24 protein-coding genes are annotated in these 24,111 nt (G+C 72.1%); 21 read left to right on the top strand and 3 right to left on the bottom strand.

Features of this window, described 5'->3' with window-relative positions; all coding sequences use genetic code 11:
- Positions 1–5 precede the first annotated feature (5 nt).
- The 16 genes from OHS58_RS33300 to OHS58_RS33225 all read left to right on the top strand — a co-directional run bounded on the left by OHS58_RS33300 (position 6) and on the right by OHS58_RS33225 (position 13,070).
- Positions 6–1,628, top strand: a complete 1,623-nt coding sequence (locus OHS58_RS33300) for an FAD-dependent oxidoreductase (RefSeq protein WP_328645120.1) — start codon at positions 6–8, stop codon at positions 1,626–1,628.
- The gene (locus OHS58_RS33295) at positions 1,625–3,136 is read left to right on the top strand and encodes a peptide MFS transporter (protein WP_328645119.1); all 1,512 of its coding nucleotides are present in this window, start codon (positions 1,625–1,627) and stop codon (positions 3,134–3,136) included. Before OHS58_RS33300 ends, OHS58_RS33295 begins: the two co-directional genes overlap by 4 nt.
- Complete coding sequence (locus OHS58_RS33290) at positions 3,136–3,516, top strand: SchA/CurD-like domain-containing protein (protein ID WP_326957052.1); 381 nt, start codon at positions 3,136–3,138, stop codon at positions 3,514–3,516. Before OHS58_RS33295 ends, OHS58_RS33290 begins: the two co-directional genes overlap by 1 nt.
- A gap of 3 nt (positions 3,517–3,519) precedes the next feature.
- Positions 3,520–4,398, top strand: coding sequence for an NAD(P)-dependent oxidoreductase (locus OHS58_RS33285; protein ID WP_328645118.1), 879 nt, complete (start codon positions 3,520–3,522; stop codon positions 4,396–4,398).
- On the top strand, positions 4,395–4,844 hold the full coding sequence (locus tag OHS58_RS33280) for a DUF1772 domain-containing protein (protein WP_328645117.1): 450 nt from the start codon (positions 4,395–4,397) through the stop codon (positions 4,842–4,844). Before OHS58_RS33285 ends, OHS58_RS33280 begins: the two co-directional genes overlap by 4 nt.
- 115 nt (positions 4,845–4,959) lie before the next feature.
- Positions 4,960–6,165, top strand: a complete 1,206-nt coding sequence (locus OHS58_RS33275; protein WP_328645116.1) for a ketosynthase chain-length factor — start codon at positions 4,960–4,962, stop codon at positions 6,163–6,165.
- A gap of 21 nt (positions 6,166–6,186) precedes the next feature.
- Complete coding sequence (locus OHS58_RS33270) at positions 6,187–6,447, top strand: acyl carrier protein (protein WP_247058700.1); 261 nt, start codon at positions 6,187–6,189, stop codon at positions 6,445–6,447.
- Position 6,448: 1 nt separating this feature from the next.
- Complete coding sequence (locus OHS58_RS33265; RefSeq protein ID WP_328645115.1) at positions 6,449–6,907, top strand: SRPBCC family protein; 459 nt, start codon at positions 6,449–6,451, stop codon at positions 6,905–6,907.
- 24 nt (positions 6,908–6,931) lie between these two features.
- Positions 6,932–7,393, top strand: a complete 462-nt coding sequence (locus OHS58_RS33260; RefSeq protein WP_247058698.1) for a DUF1772 domain-containing protein — start codon at positions 6,932–6,934, stop codon at positions 7,391–7,393.
- Between the two features lie 37 nt (positions 7,394–7,430).
- Positions 7,431–8,183: an SDR family NAD(P)-dependent oxidoreductase gene (locus OHS58_RS33255; protein ID WP_328645114.1), complete on the top strand. Its 753-nt coding sequence runs from the start codon at positions 7,431–7,433 to the stop codon at positions 8,181–8,183.
- On the top strand, positions 8,183–8,530 hold the full coding sequence (locus OHS58_RS33250) for an antibiotic biosynthesis monooxygenase family protein (RefSeq protein WP_326944843.1): 348 nt from the start codon (positions 8,183–8,185) through the stop codon (positions 8,528–8,530). Before OHS58_RS33255 ends, OHS58_RS33250 begins: the two co-directional genes overlap by 1 nt.
- Positions 8,527–8,850: an antibiotic biosynthesis monooxygenase family protein gene (locus OHS58_RS33245; RefSeq protein ID WP_328645113.1), complete on the top strand. Its 324-nt coding sequence runs from the start codon at positions 8,527–8,529 to the stop codon at positions 8,848–8,850. Before OHS58_RS33250 ends, OHS58_RS33245 begins: the two co-directional genes overlap by 4 nt.
- A gap of 172 nt (positions 8,851–9,022) precedes the next feature.
- Entirely contained in the window at positions 9,023–10,723 is a 1,701-nt protein-coding gene (accA, locus tag OHS58_RS33240) for an acetyl-CoA carboxylase carboxyl transferase subunit alpha (RefSeq protein WP_326957069.1), read from the top strand.
- A 2-nt stretch (positions 10,724–10,725) separates the two neighbouring features.
- Complete coding sequence (locus tag OHS58_RS33235) at positions 10,726–11,241, top strand: acetyl-CoA carboxylase biotin carboxyl carrier protein (RefSeq protein WP_328645112.1); 516 nt, start codon at positions 10,726–10,728, stop codon at positions 11,239–11,241.
- Positions 11,242–11,245: 4 nt separating this feature from the next.
- Entirely contained in the window at positions 11,246–12,619 is a 1,374-nt protein-coding gene (locus OHS58_RS33230) for an acetyl-CoA carboxylase biotin carboxylase subunit (protein ID WP_326944840.1), read from the top strand.
- A 7-nt stretch (positions 12,620–12,626) separates the two neighbouring features.
- Positions 12,627–13,070, top strand: a complete 444-nt coding sequence (locus OHS58_RS33225; RefSeq protein WP_328645111.1) for a MarR family winged helix-turn-helix transcriptional regulator — start codon at positions 12,627–12,629, stop codon at positions 13,068–13,070.
- 5 nt (positions 13,071–13,075) lie between these two features.
- Here the strand turns inward: OHS58_RS33225 and OHS58_RS33220 are convergent, their stop codons facing one another.
- Complete coding sequence (locus OHS58_RS33220; RefSeq protein ID WP_328645110.1) at positions 13,076–13,243, bottom strand: hypothetical protein; 168 nt, start codon at positions 13,241–13,243, stop codon at positions 13,076–13,078.
- A gap of 437 nt (positions 13,244–13,680) precedes the next feature.
- On the opposite strand from OHS58_RS33220, the gene OHS58_RS33215 reads away from it, so the two are divergent.
- Both OHS58_RS33215 and OHS58_RS33210 read left to right on the top strand, forming a co-directional pair.
- Positions 13,681–14,106, top strand: a complete 426-nt coding sequence (locus OHS58_RS33215; protein WP_328645109.1) for a hypothetical protein — start codon at positions 13,681–13,683, stop codon at positions 14,104–14,106.
- A 35-nt stretch (positions 14,107–14,141) separates the two neighbouring features.
- Positions 14,142–14,990 (top strand): ion transporter, encoded by an 849-nt coding sequence (locus OHS58_RS33210; RefSeq protein WP_326944821.1) that lies wholly within the window; start codon positions 14,142–14,144, stop codon positions 14,988–14,990.
- Between the two features lie 61 nt (positions 14,991–15,051).
- On the opposite strand, the gene OHS58_RS33205 is transcribed toward OHS58_RS33210, so the two are convergent.
- Positions 15,052–17,391: a chitobiase/beta-hexosaminidase C-terminal domain-containing protein gene (locus OHS58_RS33205; RefSeq protein WP_328645108.1), complete on the bottom strand. Its 2,340-nt coding sequence runs from the start codon at positions 17,389–17,391 to the stop codon at positions 15,052–15,054.
- 268 nt (positions 17,392–17,659) lie between these two features.
- Here OHS58_RS33205 and OHS58_RS33200 point away from each other — a divergent pair, with 268 nt between their 5' ends.
- From OHS58_RS33200 to OHS58_RS33190, 3 genes are all read left to right on the top strand, one after another.
- Positions 17,660–18,919: a S53 family peptidase gene (locus tag OHS58_RS33200; protein ID WP_328645107.1), complete on the top strand. Its 1,260-nt coding sequence runs from the start codon at positions 17,660–17,662 to the stop codon at positions 18,917–18,919.
- 140 nt (positions 18,920–19,059) lie between these two features.
- On the top strand, positions 19,060–19,698 hold the full coding sequence (locus tag OHS58_RS33195; protein WP_328645106.1) for a hypothetical protein: 639 nt from the start codon (positions 19,060–19,062) through the stop codon (positions 19,696–19,698).
- A 65-nt stretch (positions 19,699–19,763) separates the two neighbouring features.
- Positions 19,764–20,636, top strand: a complete 873-nt coding sequence (locus OHS58_RS33190) for a sigma-70 family RNA polymerase sigma factor (RefSeq protein ID WP_328645105.1) — start codon at positions 19,764–19,766, stop codon at positions 20,634–20,636.
- A 181-nt stretch (positions 20,637–20,817) separates the two neighbouring features.
- On the opposite strand, the gene OHS58_RS33185 is transcribed toward OHS58_RS33190, so the two are convergent.
- Positions 20,818–24,018, bottom strand: a complete 3,201-nt coding sequence (locus OHS58_RS33185; protein WP_328645104.1) for a SpvB/TcaC N-terminal domain-containing protein — start codon at positions 24,016–24,018, stop codon at positions 20,818–20,820.
- Between the last annotated feature and the right edge of the window lie 93 nt (positions 24,019–24,111).

Genomic DNA, 24,111 nt, shown 5'->3' with positions numbered 1-24,111 from the left:
AACGCATGACTGACATCCGAGTGCCGGTGCTCGTCGTGGGCGCCGGCCCGGTCGGTATCTCGACCGCGCTGTTCCTGGCCCGCCACGGCGTCGGGCCCCTGCTCGTGGAGCAGCGGGACGGCACGTCCACGCTGCCGCGGGCGCCCGGGCTGCAGGCCCGGACCATGGAGCTGTTCCGCGCCGCCGGGGTGAACCAGGAGATCCGCGCCCTCGAGGTCGGCGACTCCCACCCGTACTTCGAAGGCGGCATCATCCAGGTCCGCACCTTCGCCGAGATCGACGACGCCGAGGTGCTGGAGTCGCCGTCGCTCGACGGCCCGACCGTCAGCCCCGAGCGCGTGATGGGCTGCGGGCAGGACCGCTACGAGCGGGTGCTGGCCGACCTGGCCCGCGGCGCGGGCGCCGACATCCGGTTCGGGACGCGGCTGACGTCGTTCACCCAGGACTCCGACGGCGTCACCGCGCAGATCAAGGACCTCACCACCGGCGAGGAGACCACGGTCCGGGCCGACTACCTGGTCGCCGGGGACGGCGCGAACAGCCGGATCCGCAAGGCGCTCGGCGTCGAGCGCAGTGGCATCGGCACCGTGTTCAACGCGCTGAGCGTGTACTTCCGCGCGCCGCAGCTGACGTCGGTGCTCAAGGACCGCAAGTTCATCCTGTGCTACGCCACCGCGGCGCCCGGCACGCTGATGGGCCTGTCGCGGCTGCACGGCGCCGACCCGTGGCTGGCCGCGCCGCTGTACTACCCGGAGAAGGGCGAGACGCCGGCCGACTACCCGGACGAGCGCTGCGTCGACATCGTGCGCACGGCCGCCGGGGTGCCGGACATGGACGTCGAGATCGTCGCGAAGGTGCCGTGGCAGGGCGCGCAGCTGGTGGCCGACACGTTCCGCAGCGGGCGCGTCTTCCTCGCCGGCGACGCGGCGCACGTGCACCCGCCGGCCGGCGGGTTCGGGGCGAACACCGGCATCCACGACGCGCACAACCTCGCGTGGAAGATCGCCGCCGTGCTCGCCGGCACAGGCGGTGACGCGCTGCTCGACAGCTACGACGCCGAGCGCCGCGGGGTCGGCGGGGCGATGGCCCGCCAGGCCATGGTGCGCAACCGGATCCGGCACGGTTACGCCGACGAAGAGACCCGGGCGTCCCTGGTGGACGACGTCATCATCACCCTCGGGTACCGCTACCACTCCGAGGCGATCACCGGCGGTCAGGCGGACGCCCCGACGCTCAGCCCGGGCCTGGAGCTGGCCGGCGAGCCCGGCACGCGCGCGCCGCACGTCTGGCTGGAGCGCAACGGGCAGCGACTGTCCACAATCGACCTGTTCTGGGACAAGTTCGTGCTGCTCACCGGCTCCCGTGCCAACGGGTGGGTCGAGGCCGCCGAGCGCGTCGCCAAGCAGACGGGCCTGCCGCTGGAGGTCCAGGTGATCGACGGCGGCGAGATCACCGCCGTCGACCGCGACTGGGCCAAGGCGTACGGCGTCTCGGCGGACGGCGCGGTGCTCGTGCGGCCGGACGCGTTCGTCGCGTGGCGCTCGGCCGGCAAGGTCGCCGACCAGGACACCGTGCTCGCCGACGTGCTGACCCGCGCCAGCGGCCTGCCGCCCGAGGGCGTGGCGTGAGCGCGCCGGAGATCGACCGGGTCGCGCTCGACGGCACGGTCTCGTTGCGACGGATGCCGCGGTGGTACACCACGCTGTTCGTCACGGACACGTTGGAGCGCTTCGGGTTCTACGGCATGCAGGCGATCCTCGTGCTGTACGCCGCCGCGCCGGTGGAGCGGGGCGGCCTCGGGCTGCGCACGGCCGACGCGGCCGCGTTGTTCGGCGCCTGGATCAGCGTGATGTTCCTGCTGTCGCTGCCCGGCGGCTGGATCGGCGACCGGCTGCTCGGGCAGTGGCGCGGGTTGCTGTGCGGCTGCGTGCTCAGCGGCGCCGGCTACCTGGCGCTGGCCGCGCCGACCGGCTGGGCCACCACGGCCGGCCTGATCCTGCTCGCCGCGGGTGGCGGGTTGTTCAAGCCGAACCACCAGGCGCTGATCAACCTGATGTTCGACGGCCGCCGCGGCCGCGAGTCGGGCATCTCGCTGATGTACGTCGGCGTCCAGATCTCGGCGCTCGCCGCGCCGCTGATCACCGGCTACCTCGGCGAGAAGGTCAGCTGGCACCTCGGGTTCTCGGTCGCCTCGGCGGCCGTCCTGGTGACGGCGGTGCTGCTGGCCTTCTCGGCCGGGCAGTTCGGCGGCACCGGGATGCGCGCGCGCCGGCCGGCCACGCCGCTCGAGCGGCGCCGGGCCCTGCGCGGGGCGGGCCTGGTGCTCGGGCTCGCCGTGGTGCTCGTCGCGCTGCTGGCCGTGACCGGCCGGCTGTCCGCGACCACCGCGATCATGATCGCGAGCGTGCTCAGCATCCTGCTGCCGGTCGTGGGGTACGTGACGCTGTACCGGAACCCGGCCCTCACCGCGGGACGACGGCGCCGGCTGCGTGGTTACCTCGCGGTGTGCCTCGGGGCAACGTTGTTCTGGATCATCATCGCGCACTCGGCGTCGCTGCTGACGCTGTTCGCGCGGGACCACACCGACCTCACGGTGTTCGGCCTGGGCATCCCGGCCAGCTGGCTGCAGGCGGCGACGCCGGCGTTCATCCTGGTGCTCGCCCCGGTGGTGGCCAAGGTGCTGCCCGCGGTCGACGGCGTCGGCGTGAAGCTCGGCGTCGGCCTGGTGATGGTGGGTACCGGGTTCCTCGTGATGTGCGTCGGGTCCTCGCTCGCCGGAGACGGTCAGCAGGTGTCACTGCTGTGGCTCGCGCTGGTCTACCTGCTGCACGCGGCCGGTGAGGTGATCATCGCGGCGGTCGCGATCTCGTCGGCCGCCGACGTGCTCGGGCCGGAGTTCATCGGCCGCGTCATCGGGATGCTGTGGCTGTTCGCCGCCCTGGGTGGCGGGCTCGGCAGTTTGCTGGTGCGGCTGAGCACGGCCATGAGCGAGCCCGTCTACTACGCCTCCCTCGGCGGGGTGGCCGCCCTCATCGGCGTCGTCTTCCTGCTGTCCCGCCGCACACTCGGCAACGCGCTCGTCGCCGAAGTCGCCGACGTCGTCGAAGTCGCTGACGTCCAGAAAGGACACGTGTAATGCCCTACGCGGCCATCACCTACCGGGTCAAGCCCGGGTTCGAGGACGAGATCGCCGACGTCTTCGCGCGGTTCAAGCGGGTCGACACGCCGGACTTCCGTGGCGACGACGGCGACGCGGCGGGCCGGCTGCTCGGCACGGCCGTGTTCGTCAAGGACGACATCGTCGTGCGGTTCATCCACTTCGAAGGCGACTTCGCGGCCGTCGGCAAGCACATGGCGGCCCAGAGCGGGGTGCACACGGTCGAGCACGAGCTCGCGCCGTACCTCGCCGAGCAGCGCGACACCGACAGCGCGGCCGGGTTCGCCGAGTACTTCCGGAACGCGACCATGCGGTGCGTCTCCCAGCTGTCCGTGGCGACCCACCCGGCGGGGAGCTGAGCCATGACTCTGGCACGCATCGGCGTGATCGGCCTCGGGATGATGGGCGGGGGCATGGCCCGGGCCCTGCTCGCCGCCGGGTTCGAGGTCACCGCCTACAACCGGACCGCGGCGAAGGCCGCCCCGCTCGCGGAAGCGGGGGCGCGGATCGCCGCGTCCCCGGCGGAAGCCGCGGCGGACGTGGACGTGGTGCTGCTCAGCCTGGCCGACGAAGCCGCTGTCACGCAGGTCGTGTTCGACGGCCTCGCGACCCAGCTGCGGCCCGGACTGACCATTGTGGACACTTCGACGGTGTCGCCCGCTTTCGCCGAGGAGATCACCGAGCGGCTCGACGCGCTCGGCGTGCGGCGGGTCGAGGCGTGCGTCATCGGGAACCCGAAGATGGCCGCGACCGGTGAGCTGCGGGTGTTCGTGGCCGGCGAGCGCGCGTGGGCGGACGACGTGTCCGGCGTGCTGTCCGCGCTCGGCCGGGACGTCCGCTACCTCGGCGGGCCCGGCAGCGCCGGCGTGCTGAAGCTGGCGTTCAACCTGCTGCTCGGCGTGCAGACGGCCGGGCTGGCCGAGGCGGTCGCGCTCGCCGAGTCGATGGGCATGGAACGCGACCTGCTGCTGGACGCGTTCGACAACAGCGGCTGGCGCTCGCCGGTGCTGGCGTTCCGCGCGGACTTCATGCGGCGTCGCTCCTACCGCCCGGCCGCGTTCCGGACGACGTTGATGCACAAGGACCTCCGGCTCGCGACGGCCGAGGCGGAGCGGCACGGAGCATCGCTGCCACTGACGTCGAAAGCGGCCGAGCGGTTCGAAGAACTGCTCGACGCGGGCCGCGGTGACGACGACGCGGCCGCGGTCGTCGAGCTGTCCCGGGCGGCTGTCCGGCCATGATCACGTGGCTGCTGTCCGTCGCGGTGCTGGCCGGCAGCGGTGTTGTGGCCGGGGTGCTGTTCGCGGTGGCGCTGAGCGTGCTGCCCGCCCTGATCACGATGCCCGCCGACCGGTACGTCTACGCGCACCAGCTGATCGGCAAGCGGTGGGACCCGACGATGCCGATCATCGTGCTTTCCTCGACGGTGATCGACGTCGTGCTGGTGTTCACGGCCGATTCCGGGAACGGGTTGTTCGCGGTCGCCGCGGTGCTTTTGCTGGCGGTTTCGATCGTCTCGCACTTCTGCAACGTGCCGATCAACCGCGTCGTCAAATCCCTCGACCCGGAAAGCATTCCGCCGGACTGGCGCGACCCGCGTCCGTTGTGGCGCCGCTTCCACCTGCTGCGGACGGCGTTGGCGCTGGTCGCAGTGGTCGTCAACGCGGTCGCCTTGGTCCCGGCCTGAGCGGTTTCGAGTCCCGTCCTAGGTGGGTTGTAGGGGTGGTCCGCATTCTGGATCGCGTGAGCAGGAAAGCGTTTGCCGTTATCCGTCTCGGATTCTTTTCGCGTGGAGGGCATCGATGAGCACGGTCGTCACCGGGATCGGCGTGGTCGCGCCGACCGGGATCGGCGCCACGGCGCACTGGGAGGCGGTCCTGGCGGGCAAGTCGGGCATCGCCCGCATCGACCGCTTCGACGCCTCCGGCTACCCGGTCCGGCACGCCGGCCAGGTGCCCGGGTTCTCCGCGAAGGAGCGGATTCCCGGCCGGCTGATCCCGCAGACCGACCACTGGACGCACCTCGGCCTCGCCGCCGCGGCCGACGCGCTGGCCGACGCCGCGCTCGACCCGGCGGGCGTGCCCGAGTTCGAGATGGCCGTCGTCACCTCGAGCTCGTCCGGCGGCACCGAGTTCGGGCAGCACGAGATGGAGCGGCTGTACCAGAACGGGCCGTCATGGGTCGGCGCGTACCAGTCCATCGCCTGGTTCTACGCCGCGACCACCGGCCAGATCTCGATCCGGCACGGCATGCGCGGCCCGTGCGGCGTGCTGGCCTGCGAACAGGCGGGCGGGCTCGACGTCCTCGGCCAGGCGCGCCGGCTGATCCGCGGCGGCTCGCGGGTCGTCGTCAGCGGCGGCACCGACGCGTCGCTGTGCCCGTACGGCCTCGTGGCCCAGCTGTCCGCCGGTGGCTTGTCCACAGTGGACGATCCGGCCCGCGCGTACCTCCCCTTCGACGTCGAGGCGTCCGGGCACCTGCCCGGCGAGGGCGGCGCGATCCTGATCGCGGAGAGCGCCGAAAGCGCCCGCGAGCGGGGCGTCGAGGCGTACGGCGTCATCGCCGGGTACGCGGCCGGGTTCGACCCGCCGCCCGGCTCCGACCGGCCGCCGGTCCTCCGGCGCACCATCGCGCGGGCCCTGGCCGACGCCGGCGTCAAACCGTCCGAAGTGGACGTCGTGTTCGCCGACGCGTCCGGCGTGCCGGCCGCCGACCTGATCGAGGCTCGAGCCCTCGTCGAGACGTTCGGACCAGGGTCGGTACCGGTCACCGCGCCGAAGACGCTGACCGGCCGGCTCTACGGCGGCGGCGCCGCGCTCGACGTCGCGACCGCGCTGCTCGCGATGCGGGCCGGGATCGTCCCGCACACCGTCGGCCCGGAGCGGCTCGCCCCGGGCTGCGACCTCGACCTGGTGACCCGGCCGCGTGACGCCGACCTGCGCACCGCGCTCGTACTGGCCCGCGGTCACGGCGGCTTCACCGCCGCACTCGTCTTGCGCCGCCCGTAGCACCTAAGAACGGAGAAACCCATGAGCGAGTTCACCCTGCTGGAGCTCAAGGAGATCATGACGACCAGCGCCGGCGTCGACGAGGGCGTCGAGCTGGACGGCGACATCGCCGGCGTCGAGTTCGCGGACCTCGGTTACGACTCCCTGGCCATGCTGGAGCTGCGCAGCCAGGTCGAGCGCCGCTACGGCGTGAGCCTGCCGGACGACGCCGTCTCGGAGACGACCACGCCCGGCGACGCCGTCGCGTTCGTCAACGACCTGCTCTCGAAGGCGGCCGTCTGAGATGGCCGGGCACACCGACAACGAGATCGTCATCGACGCGCCGCTCGCGCTCGTCTGGGCGATGACCAACGACATCCCGACGTGGACGACGTTGTTCAGCGAGTACTCCGAGGCGACCGTGCTGTCCGAAAAGGACGGCACGATCCGCTTCCGGCTGGCGCTGCACCCGGACGAGACCGGCAAGGTCTGGGACTGGGTGTCCGCGCGGACGCCGGACGAGGCCACGCACACCGTGCGCTCGCAGCGCGTCGAAACGGGTCCCTTCAAGTACATGTGGATCTACTGGGAGTACTTCGCGGTCCCCGAAGGCACCCGGATGCGCTGGGTGCAGGACTTCGAGATGAAGCCGCAGGCGCCGGTCGGCGACCAGGCGATGCAGGACCGGCTCAACACCAACACGCCGATCCAGATGCGGCTGATCAAGGACAAGGTCGAGGCGGCGGCGCGGGCCGTCGTCTGAAGCGAGCAGTGAAGGAGGTGTGCGGTGCTGCAGGTGCTCGTCCCGCTCGTGATCCTGGCCAACGGCCTCGCCGCGGGGGTCCTGATGGGAACCCAGCTCGGGGGCTGGCCGCTGCTGCAGAGCCTGCCGGCGGACCGGTACGTGCACGCGCACGCCTTCTTCGCCACGCGCTACGACCCGTTCATGCCGGTCTGCCTGATCGTGACCGTGCTCGGCGACGTCACGCTCGCGCTGGTCGCGGACGCGGCGGGCACCCGGCCGCTGTTCCTGGCCGCGACCGTGCTCGCGCTGGCCACGATCACCATCTCCCTGCTCAAGAACGTCCCGGTCAACAAGTGGGTGCGGGCCCTCGACCCGGACGACCTGCCCGCCGACTTCGCCGGCCGCGACCCGCGGCCGGCGTGGGGCCGGTGGAACCGGACGCGCACCGCGCTGTCGGTGCTCGCCCTGCTCGCCAACTGCCTCGCGCTCGGCCTGTCGCTGTGAGCCGCGACGCCCACGTCACCAGAACACGGAGGACCTGATGAATCTCGGTTTGGCAGGCAAGAAGGCACTCGTGACCGGCGGGACGCGCGGGGTCGGCCGCGGCGTTGTGCTCGCGCTGGCACGCCAGGGCGTCGACGTCGTCACGTGCTACCGGCAGGAGGGCGAAGCCGCCCTTTCGCTGGAGCGCGAGCTGAAGGAGTTCGGCGGCAACCACCACGTCGTGCGCGCCGACCTGGCCGACCCGGCGCAGATCACCGAGCTGCTCGGCGAGTGCCGGACGCGCTTCGGGCAGCTCGACGTCATCGTCAACAACGCCGCGATCATCAACCACGTGCCGTACGAAAAGCTGTCGCTCGAGGACTGGCAGCGGACGCTCGACACCAACGTCACGGCCGTGCACCTGGTCATCCAGGGCGCGCTTCCCCTGCTGCACGAGGGAAGTTCGGTGATGAGCATGAGTTCGAAGTCGATCGAGGTCGGCATCCCGCTGCGGGCGCACTACACCACCACCAAAGCGGCGTTGCACGGACTCCACAGGTCGGTTGCCCGTGAACTGGGTTCACGAGGTATCCGCTTCAACATCCTGTCCCTCGGCATGATTCACACCGAGGCCATCGACGCGATGCCGGAAGAGCAGCGCGCGCTGATGATCCAGCGCTACAGCGACAAGACGGCGCTCGGCCGCCTCGGCACGCCCGACGAGGTCGCCGGCGCGGTGTCCTGGCTCAGCAGTGACTACGCGCGGTACGTCACCGGCTCGGTCGTCTCGGTCGACGGCGGGATCGCCTGATGGCCGCCGCGTTCCGCGTCATGCTGCGGATGGAGATCAAGCCCGGCCTCGGCGGCGAGTTCGAGCGCGTCTGGGCGGAGATCGGCGACTCGGTGACGTCGCACCCGGCGAACCTCGGGCAGTGGCTGTCGCGGTCGGACGAGGACGGCGTCTACTACATCGTCAGCGACTGGGTCGACGAGCCGCGCTTCCGCGAGTTCGAGACCAGCGACCGGCACCTGGAGCACCGGCAGAAGCTGCACCCGTTCCGCTCGGGCGGCTCGATGACGACCATGCACGTCGTCGCCCACCTGGCCGGCAGCGCCGAAGCCGGCCGAGCGCACGCGGACTGGGCGGTGGCCCGGTGACCGACGGCGGCGTGCGCGTCCTGCTCTACCACGTGACCGACGACGCCGCCGGCATCGAAGCGGCCTACCACGAGGCCGGCGACCGGCTGGCGGGCACGCCCGGCCTGCTCGGCAACGAGCTGCTGCGCTCGGTCCACGCCGAGAACGGCTTCGTGGTGGTCAGCTCCTGGGCCGACCTGGCCGCGTTCGACGCCTGGGAGCAGGGCGCCGGGCACAAGGACCAGACGGCGCCGCTGCGGCCCTACCGCGATCTGTCGCTGGCGCGGCCGTACGCCGTCTACCGGGTCGCCGCGACCCGCTCGGGACCGGACGCGCCGTGAACCCCGAGTTCACGGCGGAACCGCGGTGGCGGACGGCCGGCCGGGCCGTGCTCGGCGCGCTGATCGAGTGCGGCGGCGCGCTGGCCGGGCAGCCGCCGTTCAGCCCGGCCCCTGACTCCGGCTTTCAAACCGAGGAACACCATTCCGAGACGCAAGAGGGAGACGGTGCGTCATGACGACTTCGGTGACGAACCGCCCGCCGGACACGGCCGGGCCGGTGGAGGAGGAGTGGCTGTCCTGTCCGGACTGCCGCTCGCTGCTCTACCGCAAGCGCCTCGAGCGCGGCGCCAAGGTCTGCTACGAGTGCGGCCGGTACTTCCGGCTGACCGCGGCCGAACGGCTCGACCTGCTGCTCGACCCCGGGTCGGCCGAGCTGGTCGAGCCCGCCGCGACCGTGCACGACCCGCTGGAGTTCACCGACCTGCAGCCCTACGAGCGCCGGCTGGCCAAGGCGCGGGAGAACAGCGGGACGTCGGACGCGGTGCTCGTCGCCCGCGGGGCCATCCGCGGCGCGCCCGTGGTCGTCGCGGTGATGGACTTCGGATTCCTGGGCGGCAGCCTCGGCACGGCCGCGGGCGAGGCGATCACGACGGCCGCCGAGACGGCGCTCGCCGACCGCGTCCCGCTGCTGGTCGTCACCGCGTCGGGCGGCGCCCGGATGCAGGAAGGCGTGCTCTCGCTGGTGCAGATGGCCAAGACCAGCAACGCGATGGCCGCGCTGGACGAGGCCGGGCTGCTGACCGTCACGCTCGTCACCGACCCGACGTTCGGCGGGGTCGCCGCGTCGTTCGCGACGCTCGCCGACGTGATCGTCGCGGAACCGGGCGCCCGCATGGGGTTCGCCGGCCCGCGCGTCATCGAGCAGACGATCCGGCAGCGGCTGCCGGAAGGCTTCCAGTCCTCGGAGTTCCTGCTGGAGCACGGGCTCGTGGACGACGTCCGCGCCCGCGCCGAGCTGCCGTTCGTGCTGGCGGCGCTGTTCACCGCGACCCGGCCGGTCGACCCGGACTGGGGCGAGAGCGACACCGACCCGGTGATCCGGGACGTCGTCGCGCTGGAGCGCCGCGACATCCGCCAGACCGTCGAGCTCGCCCGGCACCCCGACCGGCCGACCACGCTCGACCACGCCGTCTCCTGGCTCGACGGGTTCGTCGAGCTGCACGGCGACCGCGCGGGCGAGGACTGCCCGGCCATCGTCGGCGGCCTCGCCGCCATCGACGGGCTGCCGGTGATGCTGATCGGCCACCAGAAGGGCCACGCGACCGACGAACTGGTGCGCCGCAACTTCGGCATGCCCTCGCCCGCGGGTTACCGCAAGGCCGCCCGGCTGATGCGGCTGGCGGGCAAGCTCGGCGTGCCGGTGGTGACCCTGATCGACACCCCGGGCGCGCACCCCGGCCTCGACGCCGAACGCGCCGGGCAGGCCGGCGCGATCGCGGAGTGCCTGCGGGTGCTCGGCGGGCTGCGGGTGCCGGTGGTCAGCGTCGTCACCGGTGAAGGCGGCAGCGGTGGCGCGCTCGCGCTGGCCGTCGGCGATCAGGTGCTGTTGTGCGAAAACGCGACCTACTCGGTGATCAGCCCCGAAGGCTGCGCCGCGATCCTGTGGCGCGATCCGGCGGCGGCCGGCGTCGCCGCGGAGGCGTTGCGGGTGGACGCGAGGTCGTTGCTGGAACTGGGCGTCATCGACGGGGTGGTGCCCGAGCCACCCGGTGGGGCGCACCGCGACCCGGCGCGCGCGGGACTGCTCGTGCGCGACGCCGTCGTGTGCGCGTTGCGCGAGCTGCGCGGCCGGGACGGCGCCGGCCTGGCCGCGGCCCGGCGGGCCAAGTTCCGCCGGTTCGGGACCCTTGAAGCGGCGCGGGAACGGAGCTGAGCATGACCAGGACCTATCCCGAAATCACGACCGACGAGGACTCGGTGCTGCCGGCCTCGACGTTCGGCGGGCTCGACGCGGAGGACGCCATGGCGATCCTCGGCCGCAGCCTCGCCGACGCCGTCCGCGCGGCGCCGGAGCCGCCGAGCCGGGCCGTGGTGCGGTTCGGCTGCGCCAGCATCGAGGTCGAGTGGCCGGTGGGGGTGCGCGTCACCGACGGCGTCGCCGTCGTGGCCCGGCCCGAGGTGAGCGACCCGGCCGAGGACCTGGTGGCGGTGGCGGCCCCGGTGGTCGGCACCTTCTACCGGTGCCCCGAGCCGGGTGCGCGGCCGTTCGTCGAGGTCGGTGACGAGATCGAGGTCGGCACGCAGGTGGGCATCGTCGAGGCGATGAAGCTGATGAACCCGATCCTCGCCGAGGAGGCCGGCGTCGTCGCCGAGATCGTCGCGGGCGACGCCGAGTCCGTCGAGTACGGCCAGCCGCTGCTGCTGCTGCTCCGGCCGCGAACCGAAGGGTGACGCCGTGACAGCGCAGACGTCACAGACGTCGCAGACCGAGCCGCCGTTCCGCAAGATCCTCGTCGCCAACCGCGGCGAGATCGCGCTGCGCGTCGTGCGGACCTGCCGCGAGATGGGGATCCGCACGGTCGTCGTGCACTCGACGGCCGACCGCGACTCGGCCGCCGTCCGGCTGGCCGACGAGGCGGTGCAGATCGGGCCCGGGGCGCCGCGCAAGAGCTACCTGTACCCGGCGATGATCATCGAGGCCGCGCTGCGCACCGGCGCCGAGGCGATCCACCCCGGGTACGGGTTCCTGTCGGAGGACCCGGACTTCGCCGAGATCTGCGACAAGAACGGCATCGTGTTCATCGGCCCGCACCCGGACGTCATGGCGCGCCTCGGCGACAAGGCGACCGCGCGCGAGCTGATGGCCGCGGCCGGCCTGCCGGTGGTCCCCGGTTCGGCCGAGGCCATCGGCTCGCCGGCCGAGCTGGTCGAGACGACCAAGCGCGTCGGCCTGCCGGTGATCATCAAGGCGTCCGCGGGCGGCGGTGGCCGCGGCATGGCGGTGGTCCGCGAGTGGGACGAGCTGCTCCCGACGTTCCGCACGACGCGGGCGACCGCGCGCGGCGTGTTCGGCGACGACCGCGTCTACCTCGAGCGGTACTGGGAGAACGCGCGGCACATCGAGGTCCAGGTGCTGGCCGACAACCACGGCACGGTGCTGCACCTGGGCGAACGCGACTGCTCGGTGCAGCGGCGGCACCAGAAGCTGATCGAGGAGAGCCCGGCGCCGCTGCTCCCGCCGGCCTTGCGCGAGCGGCTCACTCAGGCGGCCGTCCGCGGCGCGGCGGCGGTCGGCTACACCGGCGCGGGCACGTTCGAGTTCCTGGTGGACGGCGACGAAGCGGCGTTCATCGAGGTGAACTGCCGGATCCAGGTGGAGCACCCGGTGACGGAGGCGGTCACCGGGATCGACCTGGTCCGCGAGCAGATCCGCGTCGCGGCGGGCCTGCCGCTGTCGGTGACGCAGGACGAGGTGCGCCCCAACGGCGTCGCGATCGAGTGCCGGGTGAACGCCGAGGACCCGCGGCGCGACTTCGCGCCGTGCCCGGGCCTGCTGACGGAGTTCGTCCCGCCGGGCGGCCAGTTCGTCCGGGTGGACACGCACGCGTACGCGGGCTGGCACGTCCCGCCGTACTACGACTCGTTGCTGGCCAAGGTGATCGTCTGGGCCCCGGACCGCGACCAGGCGATCGCCCGCATGCGGCGCGCGCTCGCCGAGTTCCGCATCGCGGGCCCGGGCATCAGCACGACGAGCGACCTGCTGCAGGAGGTACTGGCCGACCCGGTGTTCCGGGCCGGCCAGCACAGCACAGCGTTGCTCCGGAAGTGAGGCGGCGATGCGCACGACGGCACCGGACCCGGGCCGCATCGCGGACCTGGGCGGCCGCTTGGGAACGGCGCTGCGCGAGCGTTTCGACGCAGTGACCCGCGGCTTGGGCTTGACGTTCCGGGAGTACCGGTGCCTGGAAACGCTCCGCGGCGCCGACGGCCCGGTGACCGCGGGGCGCATCGCCCTGGAGACGCACCTCTCGACGGGCGCGGTGACGGGAATGCTGGACCGCCTCGAACGAGCGGGCCACCTCCACCGCCGGAAGGATCGCCTGGACCGCCGCCGCATCCTGGTGGAATGCACCCCAGCGGGCGCGGCCAGGGTGGCAACGGCGAGGGCGGCGCTGTCCCGCCTGCCGGAGGCGGTGGTGTCGAACTGCACGGTGACGGAACTGCTGGCGGTGGAGCGCTGCTTGACCCTCTGGCTGGCGGCCCTGCCGGACGAGCCCTAGCGCGGTCACTGCTCGACCGGCACGGACGTGGTGGCCGAACTGCTCACCGGGCTCGGGTGCGGTGCGGTGGCCGGTGCGGCCGGCCCCGCGAGGGACAGCCCGGCCACGAGGGCGAGGGCGGCCAGCAGCACGGCGGCCCGTACCAGCGACGCGAAAGAACAGACGACCATCATGGCAGACTCCTCGAATTTCCCGGACCAGCCGGATTTCGACGATTTCGGCGTGGGTGCGAAATCGGGTGACTACATCGATGGTGCGCGTGCGGTGTCCGCGGCGACAAGGTGTTTCCCGTTGCCCGGCAAAGACTTCCGAGGTGGACGGCCGCAGGGTCCGGGCGGCCGTATCGGCTCGGGGGCTCAGTGCGTCGTCATGGCGACTTCCTCACGACTGGATCGAACTTTCCTGTCGGTTGATCGGTATCGGCTCCGGTTTCGCTACCCGGTGGCGCAGATTCCTCGGCAAGTGTCCTGTTTTTGACGGGTTTCCCTCGCGGGTCCCAGCCGGTTCAACCCTGAGAGGGAGTTCTCGCGCCGGGCGCGCGTCGAGGATCGGGCTCATGACAACAACGCCTCCTCGCTGGGCCGTGGTCGCTGCGCATCTGGTGCCTTTGGTGACCTTGCCGTCCGGGTTGTGGCGGATCGCCTTGGTTGCCGGGGTGCCGCTCGGGCTTCGGGCCGGGGACGCCGATGTCGGCGGGGACGCGGTCTACATCGTCGGGCTCAGTGTGGTTTCCGAGGCGCTCGCGCTGCTGACCCTCGGGCTCGTGCGGCCGTGGGGTGAGCGGGTGCCGCGGTGGGTGCCGCTGCTGGGTGGGCGGCGCGCGGCGCCGTGGGCCGCGATCGGGCCGGCGGCGGCCGGGTCCGTCGCGCTCGCGGTGATCTGGGGCTTCGCTTTCCGGGACTTCCCGGACTTCGGGCTCGTCGCGTTCTCCCACCCGGCCGGGCACGTCCTGCTCGTGGCGTGTTACCTGCCGGTACTGCTGTGGGCGCCGCTGCTGGCCGCGGTGACGTGGAGCTACCACCGGCGGCGCTGCTGACCGGCTCGGGAGCGCCGTCCGTGCCATCATCGGGCATGGCCACCCTTCGCGAAGCCCGCGAGCCGGAGCTCAACAGCGGGATTCTGCCCGGGAACGTGCGCGCCGACGACTGGATCATGCTCATCCTGGCCGCCGGTTCGGTCGGGTTGCTGGGGTTCACGCTCCTCAGCCCGCCCGCGCGCGACGTCGGCCTGGTGCTCTTCTACATCGACTGCGGGATCTGCGCGATCTTCCTCGGCGAGTTCCTGTGGCGGTGGCGCAAACGCAAGTGGGCCAAGAAGTTCCTGGTGCGCAACTGGTACGAGCTGTTCGCCATGATCCCCGTCGCGCACCCCTTCATCGCCGGGCACAGGTTCATCGGCGTCGTGCTGCTGCTGATCCGGATCGGGCGGGCCGCGGACCGGGCCGTCGGGGAACAGTTCACTTATCGGCTTGTCGACAAACTGTCCGAGCCGATCGTGAAGGCCATCAAGAAGCCGGTGACCATCGCCGTGCTCGACGAGGTCGTCAAGGTCCTCGAGACGGGCAACTACCCCGAGAACCTCGCGAAGTCGCTCGGCGCCAACAAGGACGAGCTGCGCACGATCATCGCCGAGAAGATCGCCGCCGACCCGCAGCTGGGCAAGCTCAAGCGGCTGCCGTTCCACGACGAGATCGTCCGCACGGTCGTCGACACGTCCTTCCGCGTGCTGCTGGAAGTCCTGCTCGACCCGCGGATCGACGACTTCTTCTCCACGGTCGTCCGCGACAACCGAGAGCAGATCCGCCAGGCCGTCCAGCTGGGCCTCAACGACCTGGACGCCGAAGACGACGAGCACTCACTCCCCACACGCACCCAGCGCGAAGCGGCCCACGAGTACGACACGCTCCACCCGAAGCGCTGACGACGAAGGCCGCCCCACCGGGGTCGGGTCCGGTGAGGCGGCCTTCATTGCGTTACCCGGTTTACGGGTAGCTCACCACGTTGACCGGCACCGTGCCCGTAGGCGTGACACCGCCCGTGTCGTTGATGACGTGCGTGATCGTGCCGCGGTAATTGAGCGACACCGTCAGCAGGCTGTGGAACTTCACGCCGCTGTTGTTCGGCACCTCGAACGCGTGGTAACTGGACACCGCCGGGTTCGTGTCGAAGAAGCAGTAACTCCCGAGACCCCAGGCCTCATGGGACGTCACCCCCGCCGCGACCTTGTACGCGGCGTACCCCGCCACACCCGATGGCGCGTTCCACGACGCCTGGTTCGGCACGTCGTAGGGCATCTCGTTCTGGAAGAAGATCGTCTTCCCGCCTTGGCCGTTCCAGATCACCTGGTACTTCTGGTAGTGCTCGACGAACAGGCCGGTCGCCAGCACGTTCGCGCCGTTCACCACCAAGCCCGTCTCGGCCGTGTTCGTGTTCCAGCCGACCGTGCCCGCGTTGCCGTGGTCGGCCCGCCAGGCCCAGATGTGGTCGATGATCGTGTTGGCGCTGTTGACGATCAGGCTGTTGGTCGCCTTGCCGGCGATCGCGCCGCCGATCCGGAAGAACACGTCCTGGACCGTCGTCGGGTTCGCCGCGTGGGACGCCGTCGAGCCGGACTGGCCGACCGTGAGCAGCGCCTGCGAGTTCGTCGTGCCGGCGTCGAACAGCAGGCCCTTGAGCCGCACGCCGTCCACATCGGACACCTGCATCGCGTTGACGCCGTTGTCCGGCACCAGCGTCGGGTAGCCGATGCCGAGGATCGTCGTGCCGGCCTTCGTCACGTTGAGCGTCTGGTTGAGGTGGTAGACGCCCGGCGTGAAGAACAGGTTGCAGCCCGCCGCGAGCGCGTTGTTGATCGACGAGGCCGTGTCGCCGGCCTTGACGACGTAGAACTGGCTCATCGGCGCCGACGTGCCCGGGGTGCTGCCGTTCGCCCAGCTCGGGCCGGACGCGTTGGTGCGCAGCGAAGGCAGGAACACGCGGTACTTGCCGGTGCCGTCGACGTAGAGGTACGGCACGTCGCGGGAGACCGGGGTGGTCGCCAGCGTCGTCTCCGGCGGGTTCGGGAACGTCGTCGCCGGCGCACCGCTGGTGCCGGAGAAGACCATGTTCCAGACGCCGCCGTTCCAGCTGCCGAGCTGCGAGTCGCGGGTGTACCACTGCTGCTGCGAGATCGACGCGGCCTGGCCGGCCACCTTCGTGTCGGCGATGTAGCCGCCGCTCGCGTAGCCGTAGCTCGCCGGGTACAGCTGCAGCCCGCCGCGGACGTCCATCCGGCGGAACGGCGCGGCCTGCGCGACCGCCCAGCGCTCCTGGCCACCGGAGGGGTTGACCGCCAGGTTCTCGGCCGAGCGCCAGAAGTTCTGCAGCGCGACGCCGTTGTCGGAGGCGTTGAACGCGTCCACCGTGACGTCACCGTTGATCAGGACGTCGCCGGGGTTCTGGCCGAGGCCGGCCACCGAGGTGTAGAAGCCCACGTTGTCGTGCACGTTGTTGTACGTGCCGGGCTTGAACAGGTGGGCGACGCGCCGGTCCGCGAACTGCGCGGTGAGCGTGTCCTTCTGGTTGTTGAAGTCGGTGTCCAGCTGCGCCTGGATCGTCGCCGCGGACATGCTCGGGTCGAAGATCCGCACGTTGGACCCGAAGTTCGGGGTGTCCGACTGCGTCGGGCAGCCCGCCTGGGTGCCGATCGTGTAGGTCGCGCTCGACACCGCCGACGTCGTCGAACCGGACTTGAGCGCGATCGCGTTGACCGTCCGCGAGCCCGGGACGCTGATCGGCGCCGTGTACTGCGGCGACGACGCGGTGGGCGTCGAACCGTCCACTGTGTACCGGATGGTCGCGCCGGAGGTGGCGCTGCTGATCGTCACCGTCTGGCCCGCCGAGTACGTCCCGCCGGGCGGGCTGAACGTCGGCGCCGCGACGGTCGTCGTGCCGCCGCCACCCACGGTGAAGGTGAAGTGCGGGGTGTCGTACTGCGGCCCGCTCTTCTCGTAGGTGAACCAGTAGTCGAGCGTGTTTCCGCTGCTCAGACCGTTGACGGTGGAGTGCCACGTGCCGGAGGCGTTCGTCATCCGGACGTTCTGCTGCCCGGCGCCCGGCACGCCGGTGTAGTGGACGTCCACGTACACCGCGGGGGTCGTCGGGGTGAAGTTGAGCTGCAGCTGCGTCGAGCTGAGCTGCGTGACGCTCTGCGTGTAGTCGTCCGCGGCCAGTGCGGCCGGGGCGTTCAACCCGGCGCCGAGCAACAGGGTCGACGCCGTGAGGGCGAGCGTCGCGACGGCGCCACGCCGGCGTCGTCGAATCTTTTCCAAAGTCCGGGCCACGCCGTGACACCTCCGCCGTTGGGGATCCACGAGCATTTGTTGCGAGTCACAACAAAGTAGCTCCCGCTCAGCGGTGCTTCGATCACGAATCGGTAACACTTGTCTGGACCAATCATCCAGGTGGGTGAGGCGTTCTGTGATCGATGACCCGATTTGCACGGTAGTGGGCGAATGACTGAACCGAGAAACCTCCGTCGGTCGGGTGACCCCGAACGTGTGACATGCGACGATCCGGTGCCACACCGTGGTCCCCTACCGAGGAGTAGGTATGGCTGAATCATCGCGTGGCAGAACCCTCGTCCGAGCCTTCGTGGCCTTCGCCCTCGTCGCGGCGCCCGTGGTCGCCGCCGTCCCCGCGGTCGCTGCTGAGGCCGCGCCGTTGCCGAGCGGCGGCGTGATCAGCTTCGGCTGCGCCACATCCGGAAAGATGCCCGGGAAAATGCACTGCCTGGGCAAGGCCATCCGGTCGCCGAAGGGTGCCGGCCCGCTGCTGACGTCGACGCCGGTCGGCTACGGCCCGGCCGAGATCCAGGCCGCCTACAACCTCGGCGGGCTGCACGCGAACGGCCGCACAGTGGCCATTGTGGACGCCATGGACGCGCCGACCGCGGAAGCCGATCTCGCGAAGTTCCGTGCGGCGCGCGGACTTTCGCCGTGCACGTCCGCCAATGGCTGTTTCAAGAAGGTCAACCAGAACGGCGCCGCGAGCCCGTTGCCGGCGGGCGACTACGGCTGGGCCGAGGAGATCAGCCTCGACCTCGACGCCGTGTCGGCGACCTGTCCGGACTGTCACATCCTGTTGGTGGAAGCCAGTTCCGCGGACACCGACCCGCTGATGACGGCGGTCGACACGGCCGCGGCGACACCCGGCGTGGTGGCCATCTCCAACAGCTACGGCGGCACCGAGGACTCGACGATCCTCGCCGCCGACGCGCACCTGAACCACCCGGGCATCGCGGTGACGGCGTCGTCGGGCGACTCCGGGTACGGCGTGAGCTGGCCGGCGTCCTCGCCGTACGTCACGGCGGTCGGCGGCACGACGCTGAAGAAGGCCGCGGGCACCACGCGCGGCTGGTCGGAGACGACGTGGTCCGGCAGCGGCAGCGGGTGTTCGGCGCTGGAGGCCAAGCCGTCGTGGCAGCACGACACGGGCTGCGCCAAGCGGACCGTCGCCGACGTCTCGGCGGTCGCGGACCCGGCCACCGGGCTCGGCGTCTACGACACGTACAACAGCTGCGGCAGCTCGTCGTTCTGCGACTTGCTGCTGGCACTGGGCCTGGCCCAGGGCGCGGACGGCTGGGTCCAGGTCGGCGGCACGAGCCTGTCGTCGCCGGTGATCGCGAGCGTGTACGCGCTGGCGGGCACCGCGGTGACGTCGGGGTCGTACCCGTACGCCCACGCGGGCAGCCTGAACGACGTGACGTCGGGGTCGAACGGCAGCTGCGGCGGCACGTACCTCTGCACGGCGGGCACGGGTTACGACGGCCCGACCGGCCTGGGCACCCCGAACGGCACGGGCGGCTTCTGACACATCTCCCACCGACGAGTCCGCTGTGGACGATTTGGCCGGTTCATCCACAGCGGACTCTTCGCGGTCGATCTTCCACGGACGGGTGACGTTCGTGCTGCGCGTTTTCGCGGATCCCGGGGTGGGGTGAGGATGACTTCATGCTGGACACCGACGTGCTGTCGACGACACGGCCGCGGGCGCTGGGCATCGACACGCCGCTCGGCGCCGTGCGGTTCGCCGTGCGCGTCGACGGGTGGGACGTGCCGGCGCGGCCGGAGCTGACCTGGGGCCTGGACTCCGGCGCGTGGCTGTGCCGGTGGCGGCACCGGTCCGTGCGGCTCGACGTGCTGTCCGGGCCGAGCGCGCCGCACCTGCCCGACGGCTACCCCGCCGTCACCCGGCAGACCACCATCTTCCGCGTGCTGGCGCGGGAACCGCTGAGCGAGTTCGCTGTCCAGGCCGAGCTGATCGGCGCCGAAGACGTGAGTCCCGCCGATGCCGGCTTCACGGCCGAGAGCGCCGACGCCGTGGTCACCGTCGGCGGCCCCGGCGTCGAGGTGCTGCGCGAGTGCGCGCGGGCCGGGCAGCACGTGCCGCCGTACTGGGCCGGGTCGCTCACCGAGGACACCGTGGAGCGGGAAGGCGCGCGGCTCACCTGGCAGCTCCCGGCCGTCGACCGCGGTGACTACGCCGACCTGTGGGTGTCGGCCGCGTGGAGCGCGCCGAGCGAGCACCCCGGCACGTGCCGCGCGGTGGACGTCGATCCGGCGCGGGTGCTGCGGGACCTCACGCACTGAGCTGTCACATCTCGCGCACGGGATCCGTCAAGGTGGTGAGGGCACCTGAGCGAAGGACGAGAACCGTGAACGACGCCGACTGGCTGGCGCACCGCTTCGAGACGCACCGCGAGCACCTGCGGGCCGTCGCCTACCGGATGCTGGGCTCGTTGAGCGAGGCCGACGACGCCGTGCAGGAGTCGTGGCTGCGGCTCAGCCGGAGTGACACGTCCGACGTCGAGAACCTGGCCGGCTGGCTCACCACCGTCGTCGGGCGCGTCTGCCTCGACATGCTGCGCTCGCGCAAGGCCCGGCGCGAGGAGTTCGTGCCGGACCCGATCATCACCCGCGAGGACTATGGCCCCGAGGAGTCGGTGCTGCTGGCCGATTCCGTCGGCCTCGCGCTGCTGGTCGTGCTCGACACGCTCACCCCGGGCGAGCGACTGGCGTTCGTGCTGCGCGACATGTTCGCGATGCCGTTCGAGGAGATCGCGCCGATCGTCGGCCGCTCCGAGGCGGCGACCCGCCAGCTCGCCAGCCGCGCGCGCCGGCGGGTGCAGGGCGCGCCGGTCGCGCCGGACCCGGACGTCGCCCGGCAGCGCGCGGTCGTCGACGCGTTCCTCGCCGCCGCCCGCGGTGGCGACTTCGAAGCGCTCGTCTCGGTGCTCGCCCCGGACGTCGTCCTGCGCGCGGACCGCGGCGTGGAGCGGGGTGGCTCGATCGAGGTCACCGGCGCGGCGGCGGTCGCCGACCAGGCCCTGACGTTCTCCCGCCTCGGCGCGGGCGGCGGTACTGTCCGGCGCGCCCTGGTCAACGGCGCGGCCGGCGTGGTGGCGACCCGCGAGGGCCGCCCGTTCTCGGTGCTCGGCTTCACGGTCGCGGGTGGCCGTATCGTGGCGATCGACATCCTCGCCGACCCGGCCCGGCTCGACCGGCTGGACCTGGCGGTGCTCGACTGAGCGCGCACTCTGTGGAGTTGATCCACTACGTGGTGCTACCATAGGGTGTATCGGCGCAAGGGGAGGGGTCGACATGGGGAAGCACGAGAAAAAAGACAGCGGTGACGCCAACACCACCACGGGCACCGAGAACTCCGGCGGTGAGCGGCAAGGGGGCAAGCACCGCAAGTGACCGCGGCGGTCACCACGCGAGGTCGACCACCGCGCCCTTCTCGTCCGTGACCAGCGCGACCCGGTCCCGGTCGTCGAAGTGCAGGTACCGCCGGGCCCCGTCGGCGTGCCGCCGCACCGCCCCGGCGACCACGATCACCAGCTCGCCGTCCTCGATCGCGTAGAGCTCGTCCGGGGTCAGCGTCTCGTGGATGTCGGTGCCGTGGGTCACCAGCGTGCGGACCTGCCGGCCGGCGTGGTCGTAGCCGTACAGCTCGTTGACGCCGTCGTCGCCGTGCACCCCGCGCAGCCGGCCGAACGCGTCGCGGATCTCGATGCCGGCGGGCTGGTCCAGGCCTTCGACCGGCGCCGGCGGCGGGATCTCGCGCAGCAGGCCGCCCGGGCCGCGGACCACGTGCAGGCCGTTGCCGAAGTGCTCGCTGACGCCGTTCGCGTAGTGGACCGCGGTGCGCCGGCCGCGCACGTCGTACTGCACGGTGTCGACGAAGCCCGGCACGCTCACCAGCCTGCTCACGTCGTCGTACTGGTACCGCACGGTCAGCCGGCCGTCCCCGGCGTCGGGGTAGGTCACCTGCGACAGCCGCCCGTCGGCGCGGCGGACGATGTCGAGCCGGTACTCGATCGCCACGTGCGCCGGGCGCCACCGCTTCGTGACGGCGTGCCCGAGCGCGTCGTAACCGAGCAGCGTGACGCCCGATTCGTCGGTCACGCGCACCAGCCGCCCGCAGCTGTGCGGGCCCGCTTCGAGCGGCACCGGGAGCCCGCCGTCGTGGTAGGTGAACGTGGTGACCGGCGGCCCGGCCGGGTCGTCGACCCGCACCGCGGCCACCCGGCCCGCCACGTCGTGGACGCGGTACACCGTGCGCCCGCCGGTGGTCCGCGCCTGGACCGAGTTCCCGGCCGCGTCCCGCACGTGGACAACACCGTCCGCGTCGCGCAGCACCCGCCCGAGCAGGTCGCGGACCGGCTCGACGGCTTCGGGAGCCGACGACGCGGGCTCGAACGTCCGGACCGAGCCGTCCGGGGCCGTCACCCGCACCGGGCGGGCCAGCGCGTCGTAGCGGTACTCGGTCGCCGGCGCGCGCCGGCCGCCGATCCGGAACGCCCGCGACGTCCGGCACACCAGGCCCCGCGCGCAGTACTCGTGGTGCTCGTCGACGACGTCGCCGAGAAGCTCGGCGTGCCGCCGCTGCAGCAGCCGCCCGGCGCCGTCGCGCACCTCCGCCGTCACGAGCACCTCCGCCTCGCCGGACACCGCGCGCTGCTCGGTGGTGACCCGCACCGGCCCGTGGTGGTGGTCGTAGCGGTGGCGCAGCGTCGGCAGGTCCGCCGAATCGCCCGGCCGCACGACGGTTTCCGGGCGCCCGAGGGGATCGTGCGTCACGGTGGTCACCGCGCCCGCCGGGTCGATCACCTCGCAGACCCGCGCCGTCCGGACGTCGTAGCGCGTCGCCGTGATGTTCCCGACCGGGTCCGTGGCCACCTCGGGGAAGCAGCGGTCCGCCGAGTACCGCACCTCGTGGCTGTCGCCGCGTGGTCCGGTGGTCGTCGTGCGCAGCCCGGTGACGTTGCCGACCCGCCGGTGGAACGTCGTGGTCCACCAGCCGGCCTCGCCGTCGCGGCGGTGGTGGCCGTGCCGGCCGAGGTCCGGCGGGATCGGGCCGTAGACGTCGGCGACGAGCGCGTCGGGGAGCACCAGCTCCTCCCGCGCGGTGAGCTGCCCCTGCGAGCCGGCGCTCCCGTCGGGACGCTCGTCGTAGCGGAACAGCTTGTCCGACAACACCTTCCCGGCGCCGTCCAGCTCGCGGACCCGGGCGGGCAGCGCGGCGAAGCGGTGGTCGGGATCGGTCGCGTACGTCGTGCGCGTCTCGCGCACCGCGGGCTCCTGGCCGGGCCGCTCGGTCGTCTCCACCACCCGGACCGGGTTCCCGGCGGCGTCCAGGTCCGACTCCGTCGTGGTGACCGAGACCGGTTTCTCCTGGCGCTCGAACACCGTCGTCACCGATTTCGTCCACTGTGGACGTCCACTGTGCTCGATCCGGCGGTACGGCCGGACGGCGTCGGGCGAGTCGTCGAGGCCGTAGGTCTCCTCCTGCCGCAGGAGCCCGTCGTCGCCGAACCAGCGCACGGTCCGCAGGGTCGGCGCGTGCTCGTCGCCGAGGTCGTCCTGGACGACCCGGCCGAAACCCGTGAAGGCGTCGCCGGACCGCCGTTCGTGGTACTCGAACTCGGTCGCGCCCGCGTGCCCGGTCGCCGACTCGCGGTGCGTGACGCGCCAGACCACCGGGACCGCCTCGACCATCGTGTACTCGATCGCGGTGCGCAGGCCGATGCCGTTGTCGATCTCGCTCAGCCGCCCGGCACCCGCGAGGTCGCCGGGTTCGAGGGCGTACCACGGCAGCGGTTCGTCCTCGGCGTCGAGGAGCAGCACGCCGGAGCCGCTGCTCGCGCGGGCCCGGGCCGGGACCGGGACCCGTGGCGCGGCCGGTGGATCCGCACGGGCGTAGGCGAGCCGCAGCAGCGGCGCGGCCGCTTCGGCGCCGCGCGCGTCGAAGCCGGTCAGCGCGACGGACGTCAGCACGGAAGCGCCGTCGTCGACGTCGTAACCGAGGGTCCAGCGGCGGACGAGCGGGCGCGCGGCGGCCGGCACCCGCAGCTCGATCCGGGAGCAGCGCAACGCCGTCGTCACGCGGTCGGCGTGCAGGACGTCCGGCCGCGGCTCGTACGCGAAGTCCACTTCGTACGGTCCGTAGGAGATGCGCGCGAGGTACGCCTGCCCGCTGTGGTGCGCCCAGCCGAAGGCCGTGGTGTTGCCCAAGGCGTCTTCGGTCCGCTCGAGGTGCCAGGCGTGGGTGCCGGACCGGCCGCCGTCGGAGGTGCCGAGGAAGTGCCGGGTGCCCGACCGCGCGGTGAGCACAAAACCCTCGCCGCGGCGGGCCAGCCGGCCGCTGGTCCGGCTCCGCGCGCGGCCGTCGTCCAGCCGGACGTTCGGCAGCGGTACGGCGAACCCCGCGCCGAACGGGCCGTTCGGCGCGCCGGTGACGTACCGCAGGGCCAGCGCCGGCGCGATGCCGCCCGGGCCGGCCGGCAGGTCGAGCGGGACGGCGAAACTCCCGCCCCCGGTCGCGGGTTCCGGTGTGAAGGCGCCGCCCAGCCCGCGGACCCGTGCGGGCTGGGCCGCGTCCTGGACGCTCGACCGGAGCAGAGCCATGGCGATCTCCCCGAATGCCGGGCGGCGCGGGTGCGCCACCGGTGACTTCCGAGGTCCAAGTGGGTGAGCCGGCGACGCCAGATACGTCGTCAC

The organism is Amycolatopsis sp. NBC_00348, from assembly GCF_036114655.1.
Lineage (GTDB): Bacteria > Actinomycetota > Actinomycetes > Mycobacteriales > Pseudonocardiaceae > Amycolatopsis.
This window is presented reverse-complemented; position numbering and strand designations above follow the sequence as displayed.